The sequence below is a fragment of the Undibacterium sp. TJN25 genome (assembly GCF_049339885.1).
In the GTDB taxonomy this organism is placed as follows: domain Bacteria; phylum Pseudomonadota; class Gammaproteobacteria; order Burkholderiales; family Burkholderiaceae_D; genus Undibacterium.
On record NZ_JBMPPM010000001.1, the window covers coordinates 424301 to 441918 of the forward strand.

Genomic DNA, 17618 nt, shown 5'->3' on the forward strand with positions numbered 1-17618 from the left:
CCCCGTCGGAAATTTGGCTGTAGGAGTATTAAACAGATTGTCAGAAAATTTTACAAATTGTTAAATATTTTCCAATAAAAAACTTTAAGTAATTGAAAGTAAAAGCTTTTATTTTCCTGGCATCAACATTGCTTTAGCTGATCCATTCTTTTAACAAAAAACTAGGGAGTCTTACCGTGGCGATATCCAAACTGTTGAAATCCGTTCTGCTGACTAGCATGCTGGCCGTAACGTCTGTTGCCGCGAACGCAACCGTAATCAGTTTTACGGTCTTGCGTGGCCCCGCTAGTCTCAACAATGTCATTGGCTCAGGTAGTTTCACTGGTACCGATGTGAACAATGATGGTTCCTTGTCGAAGGATGAGTTGACTGATTTTAACTTTACTTTGACTCAGAACTCCACGACGGTCGATCTCACGCAATTGTTGCAGTTCAGCGCATTTAATCTGAAGACTGATATATGGACCCCCACTTTAGTGTCTCCCAATTCGTCGATCTGGTTTTCTTCTAACAACGGCACTTCAATCACCAAGCCAAATTTCTCTCTGTTCACAACGGTGGTGTCCCAAGATGCGCCGGGTTCCGTACCTGAGCCGCTGACACTGGGCCTGTTCGCCATCGGCCTTTTGGGCATTGGTGCTGTACGTCGTTGCCAGCAGTAATTCGAAAAGCTCCAAACAAAACCCGCTTCGGCGGGTTTTTGCTTTGTACTCGCCAAGCCATATAGTCAGCCTGCTGCAGGTCGCTGCATCCGCCAGCACTTCCCTCACTTCCCCAGTGAGCAAAAAACTCTTTGGTCGCTGGTTGCTCATCGCTGGAAAGCCGTGCGACGGTTCTATCCGTGACAGGAACAAGTTCGCTATCTTCAATGCATTAGTGCGAAGCCCATTCCCGAGATGGCAACTGCCGTACCGGCGATAAGCGGAACGAGTACGCCGGCAAACCCGGCAAGCGTTGCAGCTTGCACTCGCCGGAACACGGTGACATCGTAGCCAATGGCGAGTGCGACGAGAAGTAGCATGCCCGCTATCGCGAAAATCGGCGCAGCGGCAAGCCCCAACCCAATCGCAGGCCAGAAAGAGAAGCGCGCAAATGCGGGGCCGATGATGGCGAGGGAGGCGAAGAATATCAGCCGGTGGTGCGCAGCAAGACGACGCCGGCGTATGACACCCGCACTCACGAGGATGGCAAACGATACCAGGCTCATGAAATTTGCCCAGACGAACATATTCTCAGCATCACTTGCCGACGTGATCTGGCGCGCTACATTCATATTCACCAGTATGCCGCTGACGATGACGCATACGACGATGGGAATAGCCAGCCATGCGATCCTGGCATGCCACGCACGCAGCCCTTTAACAACTAGCGCACCTTGAAGCACGACCATCCCATACCACAGCGTCAGGGCAATTCCATGCAGCTGCAACACAACCGGCAAAGTGTGCGTGGTGAACAGGCTGCGAAGATAAAACGTCCGTCCAAATCCCACTAAAACGATGCACAGTAAAAACACGTGCGCAAACAAAAATGTCCTGGTTTCTTTTGAATACGGGTTCATCAGGGCTCCTAAAACGACAGGAAAACTCGCGGATAATTGCTATCACAAACTGTAACTCAATTAACAACGAATGTGTCAATTCTGATCTGGCGTAGCTCTCATCTCCAGGAGGTGGGTTTGACGGCTTTTGACATTCTTATTTCCCATCCACACCGGATATTTGCGTGTTACTTTTCATCCACACAATAATCCAGCAAGTTGCACGGCCGGCATTGCAGTTCTTGCCGGTCCGCCTACCATTCGTATAAATCGTTTCCTCACATTTCTCGTCATCCCCGGTCTGCCAATAATTTATATCTGACGATCTTTATTGCTGCTGTAATTTTTTGCGATTAGTCCTATGCAAGCAAATTGATTGGATGAAACTTCAGTCGCATCTCCGATGCGACTGAAGCACTTTTAATAAAACCAATGGTGAACATGATGAAACGACTTTTGTTAATTGCTATTTTTGGCGCGCTGCCAATGACCCTTGCCGCACAGACAGCAACAGATGCGAATACCGTGATGATCTCGAACGGTAACGTACAAAACTCGGCCTACAAGATGCTGCCGCGCGAATTTGCCGAGTTTAAGGGGCTTTACGGTCTTTCCAATGGCAAAACCCTGTTCCTGTTCAGCCGCCAGGGAACGCGGATGTACGCGAATGTCAAAGACCAGCCTGCGCACGAAATTATTGCCACCGGCCCCAATACGTTCGTTGCGCTGGACAGACAGCTGAAGATGACGATAAACCGTCATGCAAACGGTGATGTCAGCGGCGAATTGCTGATGCGTGCCTCATCGCAGCCCGTTGCTCGTGGTGAATGGGTGGCTGACGAATATACTGCAATCGCCTTGCATTGACAGCCTCAACTTAAAAATGTCCGGTTAAATTGTTTTTTTGGATTGATGAAATTGCTTTTCAATATTGCCACATGGAAAAAATTCTTAAACTGAGCTGAAAGCTATGATTTAATAGCAGATTGTTTCCGCATGGATATACTTCACATGAATAACAATCTGCTCATGTCATTGGTAATAGGACTTTCTTCCATCTGCGTTTTCGGACCTCCGGTGTATTCGCTGATGACCTCGCAAGAGGATTGCGAGTCGGCGACGCTGGCGTCCGCGCGTGGCCTATCCAATCTTCAGCTGGGACTCATCACAAAAGAAAATGCGCAATCGCTGAAGCAGGCCGCCAACAGGCAGTGCAAGGTCAGCGCCGCAAAAACAAAGAGTGGACATGATCTGGTTGCCACGAACAATAACTGAGCAGACTAGCGAGCTTGCCTCCCCGTAAAATAAAGCAAACTACGCCGAATACCTACCCCCGGTACTGAAGCAAGGACTTGGATTTCATCTAAGCCCTTTTAGTTTCAGCACCCCCTACCCCTCCCACCGCCCCTCCCCCATTGCAACTGTTCTGTTTGCAACCGCACAGAAGTCCGTTGCCAATCAGACTATTCTGGCCGCTTCATACTGATAGCCCGCCACCGTACCCTCCCTGATTGGACGGCAATGACACATTCGAAACCGCTAAAGATATTGCTCTGGACGCTGGCCAGCCTGGCGCTGGTGATCATTGCCATTGTCGTCTTTATCCTGACCTTCGACTGGAACAGCGCGCGGCCCTACATCAACCGCAAGGTATCTGAAAGTACAGGACGCGAGTTCACCATCCGCGGCGATCTGAAGCTGCGCTTTACGCAGGGCCTCAAGACCGAACCTGGCTGGCACCGCTACGTGCCACGGCCGGAGATTACAGCGAATGATGTACAGATAAGCAACCCTGGCTGGGCCACCGTAGGGCCGCAGATGGCCAGCGCACAGCGTATCCAGATTGCACTGCATCCTCTGCCGTTGCTGCATAAGCATGTGGTGCTGACCGACCTGGCGCTGAACGCGCCACTGATCGCGCTGGAACACCGCGCGGACGGCAGCAACAGCTGGTCGCTGAAAGACAACGGCCCTTCGGAATGGACTGTGGAAATCCAGCGCATGGCTTTTGCCGACGGAAACTTCCGCTATCTGGACGACGGCATCAACCTGGACCTGAAGGCGAAGGTATCGTCCATTGCAGCCGCCAATGACGCGGCACCCGCACAAGATGGCAAGGCGGCGGATATCCAGAAGTACGGCCTGCAGTTTGAGCTCGGCGGCAGCTACCGCAAGGCGCCCGTCACCGGTAGCGGCAAAGCCGGCGCGGTGCTGTCGCTGAAGGACGAGCACACCACCTACCCCCTACAAGCGAGTGCCAATCTCGGCAAGAACAAGGCCGCCATCGATGGCACGTTAACCGATCCGCGCTCATTGTCCGGCATAGACTTGCAACTCACGCTGGGCGGCGCCAGCATGGCCGACCTGTATCCGTTGACAGGCGTGCTGCTGCCTGACACTCCCGCGTACACCACGCATGGCCGCCTTCTCGGTAAAAAAGAAGGCAAGGCCTGGAACTGGACCTATCAGGATTTCACCGGCACAGTCGGCCAGAGTGACGTGGCAGGCACCTTGCAGTACCAGCAGCGCAAACCGCGTGCGCTGTTGCGCGGCACCATAACGTCGCAGCAATTGCGGCTGGAAGATTTGGGCCCCGCTATCGGTGCGGACAGCAATGCCAAGAAAGAAGCGCGCGGCAAGGCTCCGGTGCAGCCGGATGAAAAAGCCCTGCCTGTGGAGCAATTCAATACCGCCAAGTGGGGCGTGCTGGACGCCGATGTTAAATTTACCGGCAAAAAACTGGTGCGCACCCACAATATTCCGCTGGAAAACGTGGTCACGGAAGTCCACATGCGAGATAAAGTGCTCAGCCTGACACCGCTTAATTTCGGCATGGCAGGCGGCAGCGTGACCTCCAACGTGTCACTGGACGGCAGGGAAAAAGCCATTGCCGCGCAGATCAAGCTGGCCGCGCGGCACCTGAAGATCCGCGAACTGTTCCCAACGCTGCAATCGATGCAGGCCAGTTTTGGCGAGGTCAATGGCGACGCCGCACTGACCGGGCACGGCAATTCGATATCAAGCATGCTTGCCAGCTCAAACGGGGAACTTGGCGCCACCGTCAGCGAAGGCTCGATCAGCAAATTCGTCCTGGAGGCCGCCGGCCTGAACATCGCCAACGCCGTCTTTGTCAAAGTCTTCGGCGACAAGCAGGTCCACCTCAATTGCCTGGCGAGCGACTTTGCCGTCAAGAGCGGCAAGGCAAACGTACGCCGCTTTGTCGTCGATACGGATGAGGCCGTCATCGACATCACCGGCGACATCGATCTCGCGCAGGAAACACTAGACCTGGATGTGCGCCCCAAGACCAAGGGTGTGCGCATCATTTCGCTGCGCTCCCCCTTATATGCAAAGGGCACGTTCAAGCATCCGGATGTAGGGCCCTATAAAGGCCCACTGGCGCTGAAGGCCGGCGCCGCGATTGCACTGGCGGCAGTCGCGCCGGTGGCGGCCGTGCTACCGCTGGTCAACATGGGCAAGGTGCCGGATACCGATTGTGCGGCTGCACTGGCGAAAGCCACCGAGGTGCGCAAGGCGCCCAAGTCGGAAGCCACCGCGGCGCCAGCCAAACCGGTGACCGAGGCGCAGGTGCAGAAGGCGCAGCAGGATAAGAAATAAATCTCGCTGGCTGTGGCGAAAACCATCCGTATTGATTTGCAAACACACTGAAACGAGCGCGCTTTTGTGTACCGCAACCAACGACCTGCATTAAGCAAAATGACATCCCACCGCCTTCTGCTGATTTGGAAACGGGATTCATACTACAATCACGGCATTCAAAAAAAATAATCAGGACATCGCATGCCAGCGATCATTTCGATCCAAAATCTGACCAAGGCCTATGCCTCCGGTTTCCAGGCGCTGAAGGGCGTTGACCTGGACATCCACCAGGGGGAAATTTTTGCACTGCTGGGGCCGAACGGCGCCGGCAAGACGACCCTCATCAACATCGTTTGCGGTATTGTGAACCCCAGCGGCGGCACCATCATGGCAGACGGCCATGACGTCATTTCCGATTTCCGCGCGGCACGGGCCAAGATCGGGCTGGTGCCGCAGGAGCTGGCCACTGACGCTTTCGAAAGCGTGTGGAGCACGGTCAGCTTCAGCCGCGGGTTGTTCGGCAAGGCGCCGAATCCGGCGCATATAGAAAAAGTGTTGCGCGACCTGTCTCTGTGGGACAAGAAGGATGCACGCATCCGCACGCTGTCCGGCGGCATGAAGCGGCGCGTGATGATTGCCAAGGCGCTGTCGCATGAGCCGCGCATACTGTTCCTGGATGAACCCACCGCGGGCGTGGATGTGGAGTTGCGGCGCGATATGTGGAAAATGGTGCGCGGGCTGCGTGAAAGCGGCGTGACAATCATCCTCACCACTCACTATATCGAAGAAGCAGAAGAGATGGCGGACCGTATCGGCGTGATCCGGAAAGGCGAGATCATCCTGGTGGAAGACAAGGCCGTGCTGATGGAAAAGCTGGGCAAGAAACAGCTGACCCTGCACCTGCAGCATCCATTGACGGCTATCCCCGCCGCGCTGTCCGGCCAGCCGCTGACCTTGTCGGCAGACGGCAACGAGCTGGTGTACACCTTTGATGCGCAAAGCGAACAGACCGGCATTGCCGAACTGCTGCGCAGCCTGGGCGAGCATGGCATCGACTTCAAGGACCTGCGTTCCAGCCAAAGCTCGCTGGAAGAAATTTTTGTCAATCTCGTGAGGGCGCAGCCATGAATATTTACGCTATCCGCGCCATTTACCTGTTTGAGATGGCTCGCACCTGGCGCACGCTGATGCAAAGCGTGGCCTCCCCCGTCATTTCTACTTCGCTGTACTTTGTCGTGTTCGGCGCCGCTATCGGCGGCCGCATGGTGGAAGTGGACGGCATACGCTACGGCGCCTTCATTGTGCCCGGCCTGATCATGATGTCGCTGATGACGCAGAGCATTGCCAATGCCTCCTTCGGCATCTATATGCCGAAATTCTCCGGCACCATTTATGAAATCCTGTCCGCGCCCATTTCTGCGATGGAGATCGTCATGGGTTATGTGGGCGCAGCGGCGTCCAAGTCCATTATCCTGGGCTTGCTGATTCTTGCCACCGCAAGGCTGTTTGTGCCGTTTGAGATTGCGCATCCCCTGTGGATGATCGTCTTCCTGCTGCTGACCGCGATCACCTTCAGCCTGTTCGGCTTCATCATCGGCGTGTGGGCAGACGGGTTTGAAAAGCTGCAGATCATACCGCTACTGGTGATCACGCCGCTGTCCTTCCTGGGCGGCAGCTTTTACTCGATCAGCATGCTGCCGCCATTCTGGCAAAAAGTGGCGCTGTTCAACCCAGTGGTGTATCTGATCAGCGGCTTTCGCTGGAGCTTCTACGGCATCTCGGATGTCAGCATTGCCGTCAGCACCGGCATGACGCTGGTTTTCCTGGCGCTGTGCGCATCGGCCGTATGGTGGATTTTCAAAACCGGCTACAGGCTCAAGTCCTGAGGCCCCCCGGAGCCCGTCAGCAACTGACGGGCTTCAGTTCAAATACCATTCCTCCCCATCGCTTGACCCATCCCCGCCTTTTCTCATAGCAGCCTGCCTCAATACCTCGAAAATAATTTCCCAAAAGAAATAATAAAAATTATATGAAGCAAATCCACTGCTTTCTACAGACCGTTACAGAAAAATACCTGAAATAGCGGCAATTTGATGCTTGTCAGTGCAGGCGGTCATATTCCGGTAATACATTCTGGCTACCATGCATTGCTTCACAGAATTTAGTGCGCCATTGCAATTCCTACATGTAGTGCCTCTCAAGGACAGCCAAAAGTGGATACCGACTTTAGTATCATGCCTGCCTCAAGTCGTAGCATTCAGCAGCCATCCGCGAGAGACCTGGGCGTACTGGTGCCTACTGTCACCTCCGAGGAAACCAACTCCCGGGTACTGGAAGTGTTCGACAAGCACCGCGAGCTGATCAGCCTGCCGGTATTGGAAGGCAGCAGCCCAATGGGGCTTATCAGCCGCAATATCTTCATGTCACAAATGTCCAAGCCCTATTACAGGGAACTCTATGAAAAAAAGGCGTGCATCGCCTTCATGGACAAGAATCCGCTGATTGTGGAAGCAGATACGCCGATAGAAACCCTGGCGGCGCTGGCTGTTAAATTCGGCGATAAAACTCTGGCTGACGGTTTCCTGATCGTGGACGACGACCGGTTTATCGGCGTGGGGTCCGGCCTGGACCTGATGCAGATGATGGTCGAGCTGCAATCGGAAAAAAACCGCCAGGTCATGCAGAGCATCGACTATGCGAGCGTGATCCAGCGCGCGATGCTGAGCGTGTCACGCGAAGCGATGACTGCTGCGTTGAGCGATGCCTGCCTCGTATGGGAACCGCGCGATATCGTCGGCGGCGATTTTTACCATTTTGAACGTTTTGAAAACGGCTGGTTTGCCGCAGTGGCAGACTGCACCGGCCACGGCGTGCCGGGTGCTTTTCTGACGCTGATTGCTTCATCTGCCTTGACGCAGGCGCTGAACCGGCACGGCCCTGCCGACCCTGCCCTGCTGATGGGCGAAGTCAACCGCAGCATGAAACAGGCTCTGGGCCAGCATACGGCAACGGAGCGCCTCTCCGAATCGGATGACGGCATGGACGCGAGCTTCTTCTGCCTCAACACGGCAGAACGCACGCTGACCTGCGCCAACGCCAAGATGCCGCTGTTCATCCTGCTTGAAGACCAGGATGAAGTCCAGACCGTGGAAGCAGAACGCGTGGGCCTCGGTTATGTCGATACCGTAGGCGACATGATATGGAAGAACAGGACGCTGCAACTGGCCCCTGGTGCGATGGTATTTGCGGCGACCGACGGCATCATCGACCAGATTGGCGGCGCAAAAAATATCGCATTCGGCAAGCAGCGCCTGCGCGACGCACTGCTGCGGCACCGTAAACTGCCGATGCAGCAGCTTGGACAGGTACTGGCATCGGAACAGAAGGCTTATCAGGGACAGCAAAGGCGGCGCGACGATCTGACTTTTTTCGGCTTCCGCCTTGACTGAACAATTTACAGGAACAGAACCGCAGATGGAAAACAAAACAATCAGCGGCCAGTGGCATGATTTCTGCCACTGCGTCGAAAGCCATGACGTGATTTTTTATTACGTGGGCTATTTTTCGCAAAATATTATTGCGGCGATGGCAGAAGCGGTGAAGATGCGCGTCGAATACGTGGGCGCGGCAGGCCTGACACGACGCAAGCTGTTTTCGTCGTTTATTGAAATGGCGCAGAACGTGGTCCACTACTCGGCCGATTTTTATGAAAAGGCCGAGCAGGCAGAGGGGGCGATGCGGCACGGTTCTGTCTGCATTTCCGGCAGCGGCGAGCGCTACTACCTGTACTGCGTGAACCCGGTACAGGCCGAGGTAGCCGGCCGCCTGCGCGAAAAGCTGGAGCACCTGCGCACACTGACGATAGACGAGATCAAGAGCGAATACAAAGTGATGCTGCGCGCTGAAACACCGGAAGAAAGCAAGGGCGCAGGCCTGGGCCTGCTGACAATGGCACGCGACGCCAGCGAACCGCTGGAGTTTGAGTTCATGCCTTCCAGCGCGGACGGCACTGTCATGTTTTATTTGAAGGCAACGATATAATGCCGTGTCCGGCGGGACGCGGGAAGGCTAGTCAAGCCCTCACAGTTCGCCTCATTTTTTGAAAAAACAGGAATATGGAAAATTTTTTTATTGCGGCCAGTGCAAGTTCTCCGGAAGTCGACTTCCGTTTCGACGAACATCGTTTGTCACTGAAAGGGGAATCCTATCCTGAAAATGCTGCAGCCTTCTGGGGCGGTATCATTGCTGCACTCCGCGATTACCTGGGCCCGCATACATCGGGCACAGCGATCACCGTCAACGTGGCGCTGGCCTATTTCAACAGCTCCAGCACCAAGATGCTTTTCACGCTGTTCGATGCATTGAATGAAAAAGCAAAAAGCGGCACCCCCGTCATCCTGAATTGGTACCACGATGAAGAAGACGACACCATCTTCGAGTTTGGCCAGGAGCTGTGCGAAGATTTTTCCGATCTGACGTTCAATGACCATGCGGTAAAAGGCTAATGGCACCCACCGATCTTTTCGAAGTTGAAACCGCAGCACTGGTGCGGGTCCGCGAGGCCCTGGCGTCGGAAGGTATGCCTGCCGACGGCTACCGCACTGCCCTGACCGAACTGGTCGGACACTATGAGCGCCTGATGCGCGAAACGCGCCGCCTGATCGCCCGCAGCGACAGGAAGGAGCTGGAACTCAATACCCTCAACGCCAAGCTGCACCAGCTGAGCGCCGAGCTGGATTACAAGGCTCGCCACGACAACCTGACCGGTGCACTGAACCGCGGCGCCATCTTCGAGCGCGCCAACCATGTCCTGCGCAAGGCGCCGCTGTCGCTGATGGTGCTGGATATCGACCTGTTCAAGCGCATCAACGATGAATTCGGCCACCCCACCGGCGACGCGGTGATCCGCGAGCTGGTATCAAGACTCAATGAAGCGCTGCGTGGCAGAGGAGAGATAGGCCGGGTGGGCGGTGAAGAATTCACGATCATCTTGCCGGAAGTGGAGCTGGATGCGGCGATGGACATTGCAGAAACCGTCAGGCGCGCCATTGCCGACAAGGCTTTTACCTGCCTGCCTTCACGCCAGGTGACTGCCAGTTTCGGCGTAAGCTGGAGCGAGCCGGGCGGCGATTTTGAAGAAGCCTACGGCAATGCCGATGCAGCCCTCTATCAGGCCAAGCACCGCGGCCGCAACCGCGTGGAGCAGGCGCACATCATCATGCATGGCGCCAGCGCCGCCAACGACAGCTACCTGGCGGCAGAAGGCTGCTGAGTACAAAAAAAGCGAAAGCAGCTGCCGCCACCTTCGCCGTCATCTTTACCAGAGTTTGCAGACAGCACGCCACAAGCGTGCTTTTTTAATGCTACCCACAATCTGCCGGCAGCGTTTGATCAGCGCAAGGCAAGCCCTGCCGGCCTTGCCTTGACGGCGCCCTTGCGCTGTGCCGGCCTTGGTGCAGAAGCGCCCCTTGCGTGCGCGCCATCATGGACGGCATCTTGTGCATTGAGCGTAAAGCGCGACACCAGTTCCGCCAGCTTGCCGGCCTGCTCCTGCATGCTGCCAGCCGCTGCGGCGGCCTGCTCCACCAGCGCGGCATTTTGCTGCGTGACGGAATCCATTTCGGTAATCGCCTGGTTGACGTGGCCTATGCCGGTGCTTTGCTCGCTAGAGGCCGCGGTAATCTCGGCCATGATGTCGGTCACCCGGGACACGCTGGCAACAACCTGGTCCATCGTCGTACCAGCCTGCGCCACCAGCGCGCTACCGGTTGCAATGCTATCCACGGAATCGCCGATCAGCGCCTTGATCTCCTTGGCCGCTGCAGCGCTGCGGTGCGCCAGGTTGCGCACTTCGGAGGCGACCACGGCAAACCCCCTGCCCTGTTCGCCGGCGCGGGCCGCTTCCACCGCGGCATTCAATGCCAGGATATTGGTCTGGAAAGCAATGCCATCGATGACGCTGATGATGTCCACGATGCGCGTGGCGGAGGCATTGATGGTTTCCATCGTCTGTACGACCTTCGATACCACGGCACCGCCCTGCTGGGCGACGTCTGAAGCGGATTTCACCAGCTGGTTGGCCTGCATCGCATTGTCAGCATTTTGGGTAACCGTGGAAGTGAGCTCCTCCATCGACGCCGCTGTTTCTTCCAGCGAACTCGCCTGCGATTCGGTACGGGACGACAGGTCCATATTGCCAGCCGCAATCTCGCCGGAAGCCGTGGCAATAGTATCGGCACTGCGGCGTATCTCGCCTATGGTGGCGGACAGATTCAGCTGCATGCTTTTCATCGCAAACAGCAGGCTGCTGCTGTCGCCCTGGCGCGTATCCACCGTAATGCTGAGGTTGTTGGCGGCTATTTCAGACGCTACCTCAGCGGCATACTCCGGCGCTCCGCCTATTGCCCGGCTCAGGCTGCGATTGACTGCAGCGACAATCAGCCCCAGCAGTATGCACACCACCAGCAACACACCGCCCGACTGCAGCAGCGACTTTTTGAAGGCAGTGTCGATGTCATCCATATACACGCCGGTCACCAGGGTCCACTCCCATGGCTTGTAGGTAGCGACGCGACTCAGTTTCGGTACCGGTTCGGTCTCGCCGGGACGGGCCCACACGTAGCGCACGAAACCGGCGCCGCTGTCGGTCTTGCCGACCGCAGTAATATCGCGGTACAGGTAATTCCCCTGCACATCCTTGAAATCCATCATGTTCTTGCCGTTGTTCTCGGCCTTGAACGGGTTCATCACGGCCACGCCGTCCATGCTGACTATCGTCACATAGCCGTCTTTGCCGAAGCGGAAATCCCTGATGGCGTTGATCGCTCTCTGCACTGCCTGGTCTTTGGGCAAGGCGCCGGACGCTGCCATCTCACCGAAGTGCTTGACGATGCTCAGCGCCGCATCATCTACATTGCTGAGATCGTTGCTACGCTCTTCTATACGCAGGTTACGAGTCTGGACGGCATTGTAGACAGAGATGCCAAAAATGCATAATAAGCTGCAGATAAGCGGAATCCACAGCTTCTGCTGGAACGTCAGTTTAAACATTGGAAACTCCCTCATTGTTCTTTTAACAGGACAGATTCTGCTATGTGATTTTAGTATGCAGACCTCATTCCAGCATACGCTGAAAATCTTGCTTAAAACAATAGGGAAATAAAAAACTGCCCGCTTACAGAATAAATATGGCCAAAATGTTGCAATATTTTGCAAATAAAGCAGCTAACGTGAAACCGGCGTTACATACCGGCGGCAATGTTCCAGATAAGCAGCCTCATGCAGCGATGCCAGTTCCACCGTGCTTTTCCAAAGCCAGCTGGAAGCCTTGCCGCGGGAGCTGCCGCGGCGGAGTTCTCTTTGCCAAGTTGCGGCAACGGCATCGTCCATCTGTCTCGCATGCGCCTTTCCGACCACGGCGCCGAAATAGCGTGCCACCTTGATAGCCTGCCGGGGATTCAGTGCATCGATATTGAGCTTCATGTCCTGTGGCCTCAGTTCTCGCACAAAGACGGATCTTCCAAGAATGCGGCTGGCCAGCATACGGTCACCGAGGTAAGGGGAAAGGTGGCGCGCGCCTTCCACCACGCGATCTGCGTTGGCTTTCGGCATGGATACGTCCCGGTAGCGCGGCGCCTTCGCCGTCACCGCTTCTTTGATGTCCATCAGACAGATTTCCTGTTCTTCAGTTTCCTTCTCATCAACGTCCAGCAGAATGGCGAAGCGCAGCTTGCCCAGCGAACTGCATCCCTTGACCCAGTAGGCCGCATCCAGGATCGCAACATCGGCATCGCTGTCGCGGCAGCGCAGGCTATTGACCATGTGGATCGCGTTTTTTCGTGTAAAAATCTGCTGTATCGCTTTCTTTTCTTTTGCCTGCATAGGCCAGTATTTTTTTCCCAGCGGGATATTAGGGTCTGTTGACATATCTTTTTTTCACTAAGGGCTATCCCCCGCTTCGGCTCATTTGTCGCTCTTGTGGCAGCCTTTGAGTGGTTGAAATGATATGTCAACAAAACCTAGTTTTAAAAACTCACTGTTCATGCGGGTTTCCAGGCACTTTTCACTTCCAGCTCTCGCACCACACAACACCAGGCCCTCATCAACGAGGGCCTTTTGTTTTGTTCCGCAAAAATAGGCCTGTTCAGCACAAATCAAACTACCCTGGTGAATACGCCACTACCGGGTCCTAGATCTTTTATGTTCGCCAGCGCAGTCGGCACGACGACACTGGCTGCATAGGTTGTCGTCTTGGAGTTGACATTCATTTACCGAGGCAAGAATGGAACATCAAGGCACATAGGCACACAGGAGCATTTATCGAACAAGCACTGGCCAGTTTTCACGCGACTTGGTATGGCGATATCCCCGCATGCGGCAAGCACCATTTCCTGAAATCCCACCGGCCTACTGTTGATCACGCAGGAATCCCTAGAAGCACTTTTCGTCCATCGCGGTTATGCGATGCAAACGGTGGTCGGCCGACTCATTGACGCAGTCGTGAACGAAGCGGGCCACTTGATCAACATGGAACGCGGAAAACGACGCCTGTCGCTTTTGCGCCGACTGTGCAAACGCGACAGCCTGGCCGTGCGGCAGCAGGGCTATTTTTCTGCCTTACTAAAACGTCGCAGGCGTATTCACCCAGAGAATTCTTGCGATATGCGTGCCCGTGTTTTCGTATCCATGAGCAGTGTGGCTGGAGAAATGAAATGCATCGCCAGCGTTCAGTTCGTACCGCTCCTTGCCGAGCAACAGAATGACTGATCCTTCCAATACATAGCCGACTTCTTCGCCGACATGCTCGATTTGCCCGTCGCTCTTCGCACCAGGTTGCAGGATGTGAATGTTGGCCTGCAGGAGACTGCCCTTGACGGCCGTCGAAATGGTTTCGAGTTCGATGCCACGATGCTCGGTGCCGTGTCCGAAAGAATGCACGAACCGTTCACCCGCTTTCAGTACCGGCCCGGTGTTGGGCCATTTATCCGCCGTCAGCTCGGAAACATTGGTATTCAGTGCATGCGCGAGGCGGTGCAACATTGCCAGCGAAGGTGAAGCAAGATTGCGCTCTATTTTGGAAACGGAACTTTCCGAGCACTGCGCGAGAGCGGCTACTTCCTTGAGCGTCATGCCTTTCACCAGCCGCGCATGAAGTACGCGCGCGCCGAGTTGGCCGGATGGTGCAGAGGGAACGGATTCCGACGCCTGCTCCAGGGTTGTCTTTCTCGTCATGATGATTATCCTGGTCCGCGCAGCATCGATGTGCCGAGCATTTCGTGGTAAAGGTCGGTTCGGCGGTCACGCAGCAATTGATTATATGTATTTAATTGGCGCGCCTTTCGCGCATCCGACAGGTTGACCTGGGCCACAAGAATTTCTTCATCACACGCGCTGGCGGGGCCGGCAACTGGCCAGCCGCGACAGTCTACAATGATGCTGCAACCAAGGAAAGGCTGACCGCGCTCCTCCCCCACGCGGTCGGCCGCAGCCACGAACATCGAGTTCGAATGTGCGCCTGCCATCGCCAGGATGTTGGCCATGGCAGGCAGTTCGCGTGGCTGGTTCGCCATCGGCACCCAGTTGGTCGGCACACAAAGGATGTCCGCCCCTTGCAACGCAGCGAGCCGGAATACTTCCGGGAACCACATGTCGTAGCAAATGGCGCAGGCTATCCGTCCGAACGGCGTGGCGAAGACCGGCACCTGCAGGTTGCCACGTTCGAAAAACAGGCTCTCTTCGCCCCACAAGTGCAGCTTGCGATAGCGGCCCAGGACGCCATCCGGTCCGACCAGAACCGCGGAGTTGTATAGCTGGTCGCCGTCACGTTCGGCAAAGCCGGCGACCAGCGTAACACCCAGTTCTTTCGCGATATCCAGCCATGCAGCCACGGTTTCGCCTTCCAGCGTTTCCGCCAGCCCGAAGGCTTCGCTGCGCGACGCAAACACATAACCGGAATTGCACAACTCGGGCAGGACGATGAGTTGCGCGCCGAGGCTGTGCGCGCGCCGGATCATGCGCAGGGATTTCTCGATATTCTCCTGCTTCCGGCCGACCTCCGGATGCATCTGCACACAAGCAATCGTCAGAGGACTTTGAGGCGTGGCATCAGACATGTTCTGCTCCGCCTGCCGGGTCCGCAGGATCAGGCTTGCGCAGCGGCGGCATGCGGTCGCCCCAGCGGTGAATCGCTTCGTATGCATGCGCGACACGCAGCAAGGTGGCCTCGTCAAACGGTTTCGCGGCGAGTTGCAGGCCGATTGGCAAATCGCGGCGGTCGAATCCGCAGGGCAGCGAAATGGCGGGCATGCCGGTCAGGTTGAATGGATAAGACAGGCGCCACGAAGCTTCTAGCGGACTTTCCTTGCGCGAAGTGAGGTCGATCTCTGTCTGGCCCGCTTTCCAGGCGGTCAATGGCATTGACGGCGTTAAGATCACATCGACTTTTTCGAACGCATTGAAAAAATTTTTCATCAGCATTGCCCGCAATTGTTCCGCCTTGATCATGTCGGAGGCAGACACCATGCGGCCTATCTCGACCAGCGTGCGGACATCATCCGTCATGCCTGCCGTCGCACCTCTTTGCAATCCCCGGTCATGATACGCGCTCGACGAAGCAAGTTCAATCGCAAAGATTGCCCCCAGTCCGTATTCAAGGTGGTCGATGTGGAGTTCGACAATCTGTGCGCCAAGACGGGCGAGATCATCGATGGATCGCTCCACCGCCCTCTCGACATCCGGCTCATTAGCGCCAAAGAAATGATTACGGCAGACGCCAATCTTCATGCCGGCAATCGGCTGCCCCAGCGTCGCCAGGTAATCCGGCACCGGGTGGTTCTGACATGCGGTGTCGTTCGGATCATAGCCAGCCATAACATTAAGCAACAGCGCCGCATCGCGTACGCTGCGCGTGAGCGGCCCCGCATGGTCGAGCGACCAACTGTGTGGAACGATGCCGTCGCGGCTGATGCGCCCGAACGTGGGCTTAAGGCCAACCACACCGCACAGACTGGCCGGAATTCGGATCGAACCGCCGGTGTCGGAGCCAAGCCCGGCCGGAACCAGGCGCGCGGCAACCGCAGCGCCAGAGCCGCCGCTGGAACCGCCAGGAACGCGGGCGAGGTCCCACGGATTCTTCGTCGGGTGGGTGACCGTACCCCAGGCGAACTCATGGGTACGGGTCTTGCCGATTGGAATGGCGCCAGCGTCACGCAGCCGCTTTACGGCCGCCGCATCGCGTTGCGGAAAGTCATATCCCGGCACGGTGGAGCCCGCAGTGGTCGGCATGTCCAGCGTCAGGTAGTTGTCCTTGATCGCGATCGGAATCCCATGCAGCGGTCCGATGGCCTTCCCTTGCCGGAGCATTTCCTCTGCGTTGGCGGCCTGCTTCAATGCAGTGTCGCTGACATGGACGAAACTCAGCAGTTCGGGATCGATTGTTGCAATTCGATCGAGCAGCGACTCAACCAGCGTGACCGGCGAAAGCGCGCGTGATCGTATCAAGCCGGCCAATCCAACGATATCCATATCCAGTGGCGCTGTTTTCATTTGTCGCTCCCTCTCCAGGGTGCGGTGGGATCGAAAATCACCGCGGGATGAATGTTTGCAAGGTCGAGCTCGCGCAGCTTGTGGATCTCGGCAAGAATCGGCCGGAACGCATGCAGATTCGCTTCGACGCGATCCTGGGTGAAATCGGTGCCACTGATCGTCTGCAGCAAATCCACTTGCGCTGGCGGAATTGCCGGCATACCGGGACGCTGGGACGGCGGCAACATCAGCATGTCGCGCACTTCCTTCGTCGGTACGCCTGCGTGGCCGGCCCCAGTCGGCATGCTTTCGATGAAAGGCAGGAGCTGCACGACGGCCACGCCGAACACGCGCCGCAATTCCCTGACCGGATCGGCATGCTCATCCACGCGCAGATCGAGATACGGATAGGGTTCATCGAGATAGACAATGAGTGAAGCCGATTGCCGGCCGCGCTTGTCGCCGCCGTTCGCCTGGCCTGCTTCAAGGACCAGCAGCAGGCGTTCCTCGAACTTCATGCCGACCGAGCGCAGGAAAGCCGTTTGCATCGCATCCAGCGTCTCTTGCCCGGTCAGCATGTTTCCCTGTATTGCGTAATCGGGGCCGGTGCATTCTCCCGCCCAGCCGGTACACTGCTTGCCGGTCCAACTCAGCGCCGTCCCATTTTCCGCGACAATGCCGAGCTGACGCATGTCGGCCTGCGCATCGGTACGCAGCACTTCATCAAGCGCCTCGCGTACGGTGCAACCCGCGGCCAGCAGGTCGAGCGCCTTGATCGCGAGATAGGGGTTAACCCAGGACTGCGTGGAAACCGCGCCGACACCAGGCCGCACATACGGGCATGTGGCGCCGACAGCCGGCACGGCGGTGCTGACCGCCACACCGAGCGCGCCGCTGCTCGGACAGCGTGCAACAATTGAGAATGTCATCTGCTAGTCTCCATTAGCTAGTCTCC

17 protein-coding genes are annotated in these 17618 nt (G+C 56.4%); 10 read left to right on the forward strand and 7 right to left on the reverse strand.

Going from position 1 to position 17618, the window contains the following annotated elements; translation table 11 throughout:
* Positions 1–176 precede the first annotated feature (176 nt).
* Positions 177–662, forward strand: coding sequence for a PEP-CTERM sorting domain-containing protein (locus ACO0LO_RS01980; RefSeq protein WP_422962510.1), 486 nt, complete (start codon positions 177–179; stop codon positions 660–662).
* Between the two features lie 203 nt (positions 663–865).
* On the opposite strand, the gene ACO0LO_RS01985 is transcribed toward ACO0LO_RS01980, so the two are convergent.
* The gene (locus ACO0LO_RS01985; protein WP_422962511.1) at positions 866–1561 is read right to left on the reverse strand and encodes a hypothetical protein; all 696 of its coding nucleotides are present in this window, start codon (positions 1559–1561) and stop codon (positions 866–868) included.
* A 420-nt stretch (positions 1562–1981) separates the two neighbouring features.
* Between ACO0LO_RS01985 and ACO0LO_RS01990 the strand changes: the two genes are divergently transcribed.
* The 9 genes from ACO0LO_RS01990 (at position 1982) to ACO0LO_RS02030 (ending at position 10412) form a co-directional block, all read left to right on the forward strand.
* On the forward strand, positions 1982–2407 hold the full coding sequence (locus tag ACO0LO_RS01990) for a hypothetical protein (RefSeq protein ID WP_422962512.1): 426 nt from the start codon (positions 1982–1984) through the stop codon (positions 2405–2407).
* A 144-nt stretch (positions 2408–2551) separates the two neighbouring features.
* Positions 2552–2815 carry a hypothetical protein gene (locus ACO0LO_RS01995; protein ID WP_422962513.1) on the forward strand — a complete coding sequence of 88 codons (264 nt, stop codon included), beginning with the start codon at positions 2552–2554 and terminating at the stop codon, positions 2813–2815.
* A 246-nt stretch (positions 2816–3061) separates the two neighbouring features.
* A complete protein-coding gene (locus tag ACO0LO_RS02000; protein WP_422962514.1) occupies positions 3062–5158 on the forward strand; it encodes an AsmA family protein in 2097 nt (698 codons plus the stop codon).
* Between the two features lie 183 nt (positions 5159–5341).
* Complete coding sequence (locus tag ACO0LO_RS02005; protein WP_422962515.1) at positions 5342–6268, forward strand: ABC transporter ATP-binding protein; 927 nt, start codon at positions 5342–5344, stop codon at positions 6266–6268.
* Positions 6265–7026: an ABC transporter permease gene (locus ACO0LO_RS02010; protein WP_422962516.1), complete on the forward strand. Its 762-nt coding sequence runs from the start codon at positions 6265–6267 to the stop codon at positions 7024–7026. The genes ACO0LO_RS02005 and ACO0LO_RS02010 overlap by 4 nt, the downstream gene beginning before the upstream one ends.
* Before the next feature lie 348 nt (positions 7027–7374).
* Positions 7375–8589: a SpoIIE family protein phosphatase gene (locus ACO0LO_RS02015; protein ID WP_422962517.1), complete on the forward strand. Its 1215-nt coding sequence runs from the start codon at positions 7375–7377 to the stop codon at positions 8587–8589.
* Positions 8590–8614: 25 nt separating this feature from the next.
* Positions 8615–9181 (forward strand): SiaB family protein kinase, encoded by a 567-nt coding sequence (locus ACO0LO_RS02020; protein WP_422962518.1) that lies wholly within the window; start codon positions 8615–8617, stop codon positions 9179–9181.
* 74 nt (positions 9182–9255) lie between these two features.
* A complete protein-coding gene (locus tag ACO0LO_RS02025; protein ID WP_422962519.1) occupies positions 9256–9645 on the forward strand; it encodes a DUF1987 domain-containing protein in 390 nt (129 codons plus the stop codon).
* Positions 9645–10412, forward strand: a complete 768-nt coding sequence (locus ACO0LO_RS02030; protein WP_422962520.1) for a GGDEF domain-containing protein — start codon at positions 9645–9647, stop codon at positions 10410–10412. Before ACO0LO_RS02025 ends, ACO0LO_RS02030 begins: the two co-directional genes overlap by 1 nt.
* A gap of 119 nt (positions 10413–10531) precedes the next feature.
* Here ACO0LO_RS02030 and ACO0LO_RS02035 read toward each other — a convergent pair whose 3' ends face one another.
* The 6 genes from ACO0LO_RS02035 to ACO0LO_RS02060 form a co-directional block, all read right to left on the reverse strand.
* Entirely contained in the window at positions 10532–12190 is a 1659-nt protein-coding gene (locus ACO0LO_RS02035; protein WP_422962521.1) for a methyl-accepting chemotaxis protein, read from the reverse strand.
* Positions 12191–12364: 174 nt separating this feature from the next.
* A complete protein-coding gene (locus ACO0LO_RS02040) occupies positions 12365–13066 on the reverse strand; it encodes a DUF2252 family protein (protein WP_422962522.1) in 702 nt (233 codons plus the stop codon).
* 693 nt (positions 13067–13759) lie between these two features.
* The gene (locus tag ACO0LO_RS02045; protein WP_422962523.1) at positions 13760–14371 is read right to left on the reverse strand and encodes a cupin domain-containing protein; all 612 of its coding nucleotides are present in this window, start codon (positions 14369–14371) and stop codon (positions 13760–13762) included.
* Between the two features lie 5 nt (positions 14372–14376).
* Complete coding sequence (locus ACO0LO_RS02050) at positions 14377–15252, reverse strand: nitrilase family protein (RefSeq protein ID WP_422962524.1); 876 nt, start codon at positions 15250–15252, stop codon at positions 14377–14379.
* Positions 15245–16684, reverse strand: a complete 1440-nt coding sequence (locus ACO0LO_RS02055; protein ID WP_422962525.1) for an amidase — start codon at positions 16682–16684, stop codon at positions 15245–15247. Before ACO0LO_RS02055 ends, ACO0LO_RS02050 begins: the two co-directional genes overlap by 8 nt.
* A complete protein-coding gene (locus ACO0LO_RS02060; RefSeq protein WP_422962526.1) occupies positions 16681–17592 on the reverse strand; it encodes a DUF1028 domain-containing protein in 912 nt (303 codons plus the stop codon). The genes ACO0LO_RS02055 and ACO0LO_RS02060 overlap by 4 nt, the downstream gene beginning before the upstream one ends.
* Positions 17593–17618 lie beyond the last annotated feature (26 nt).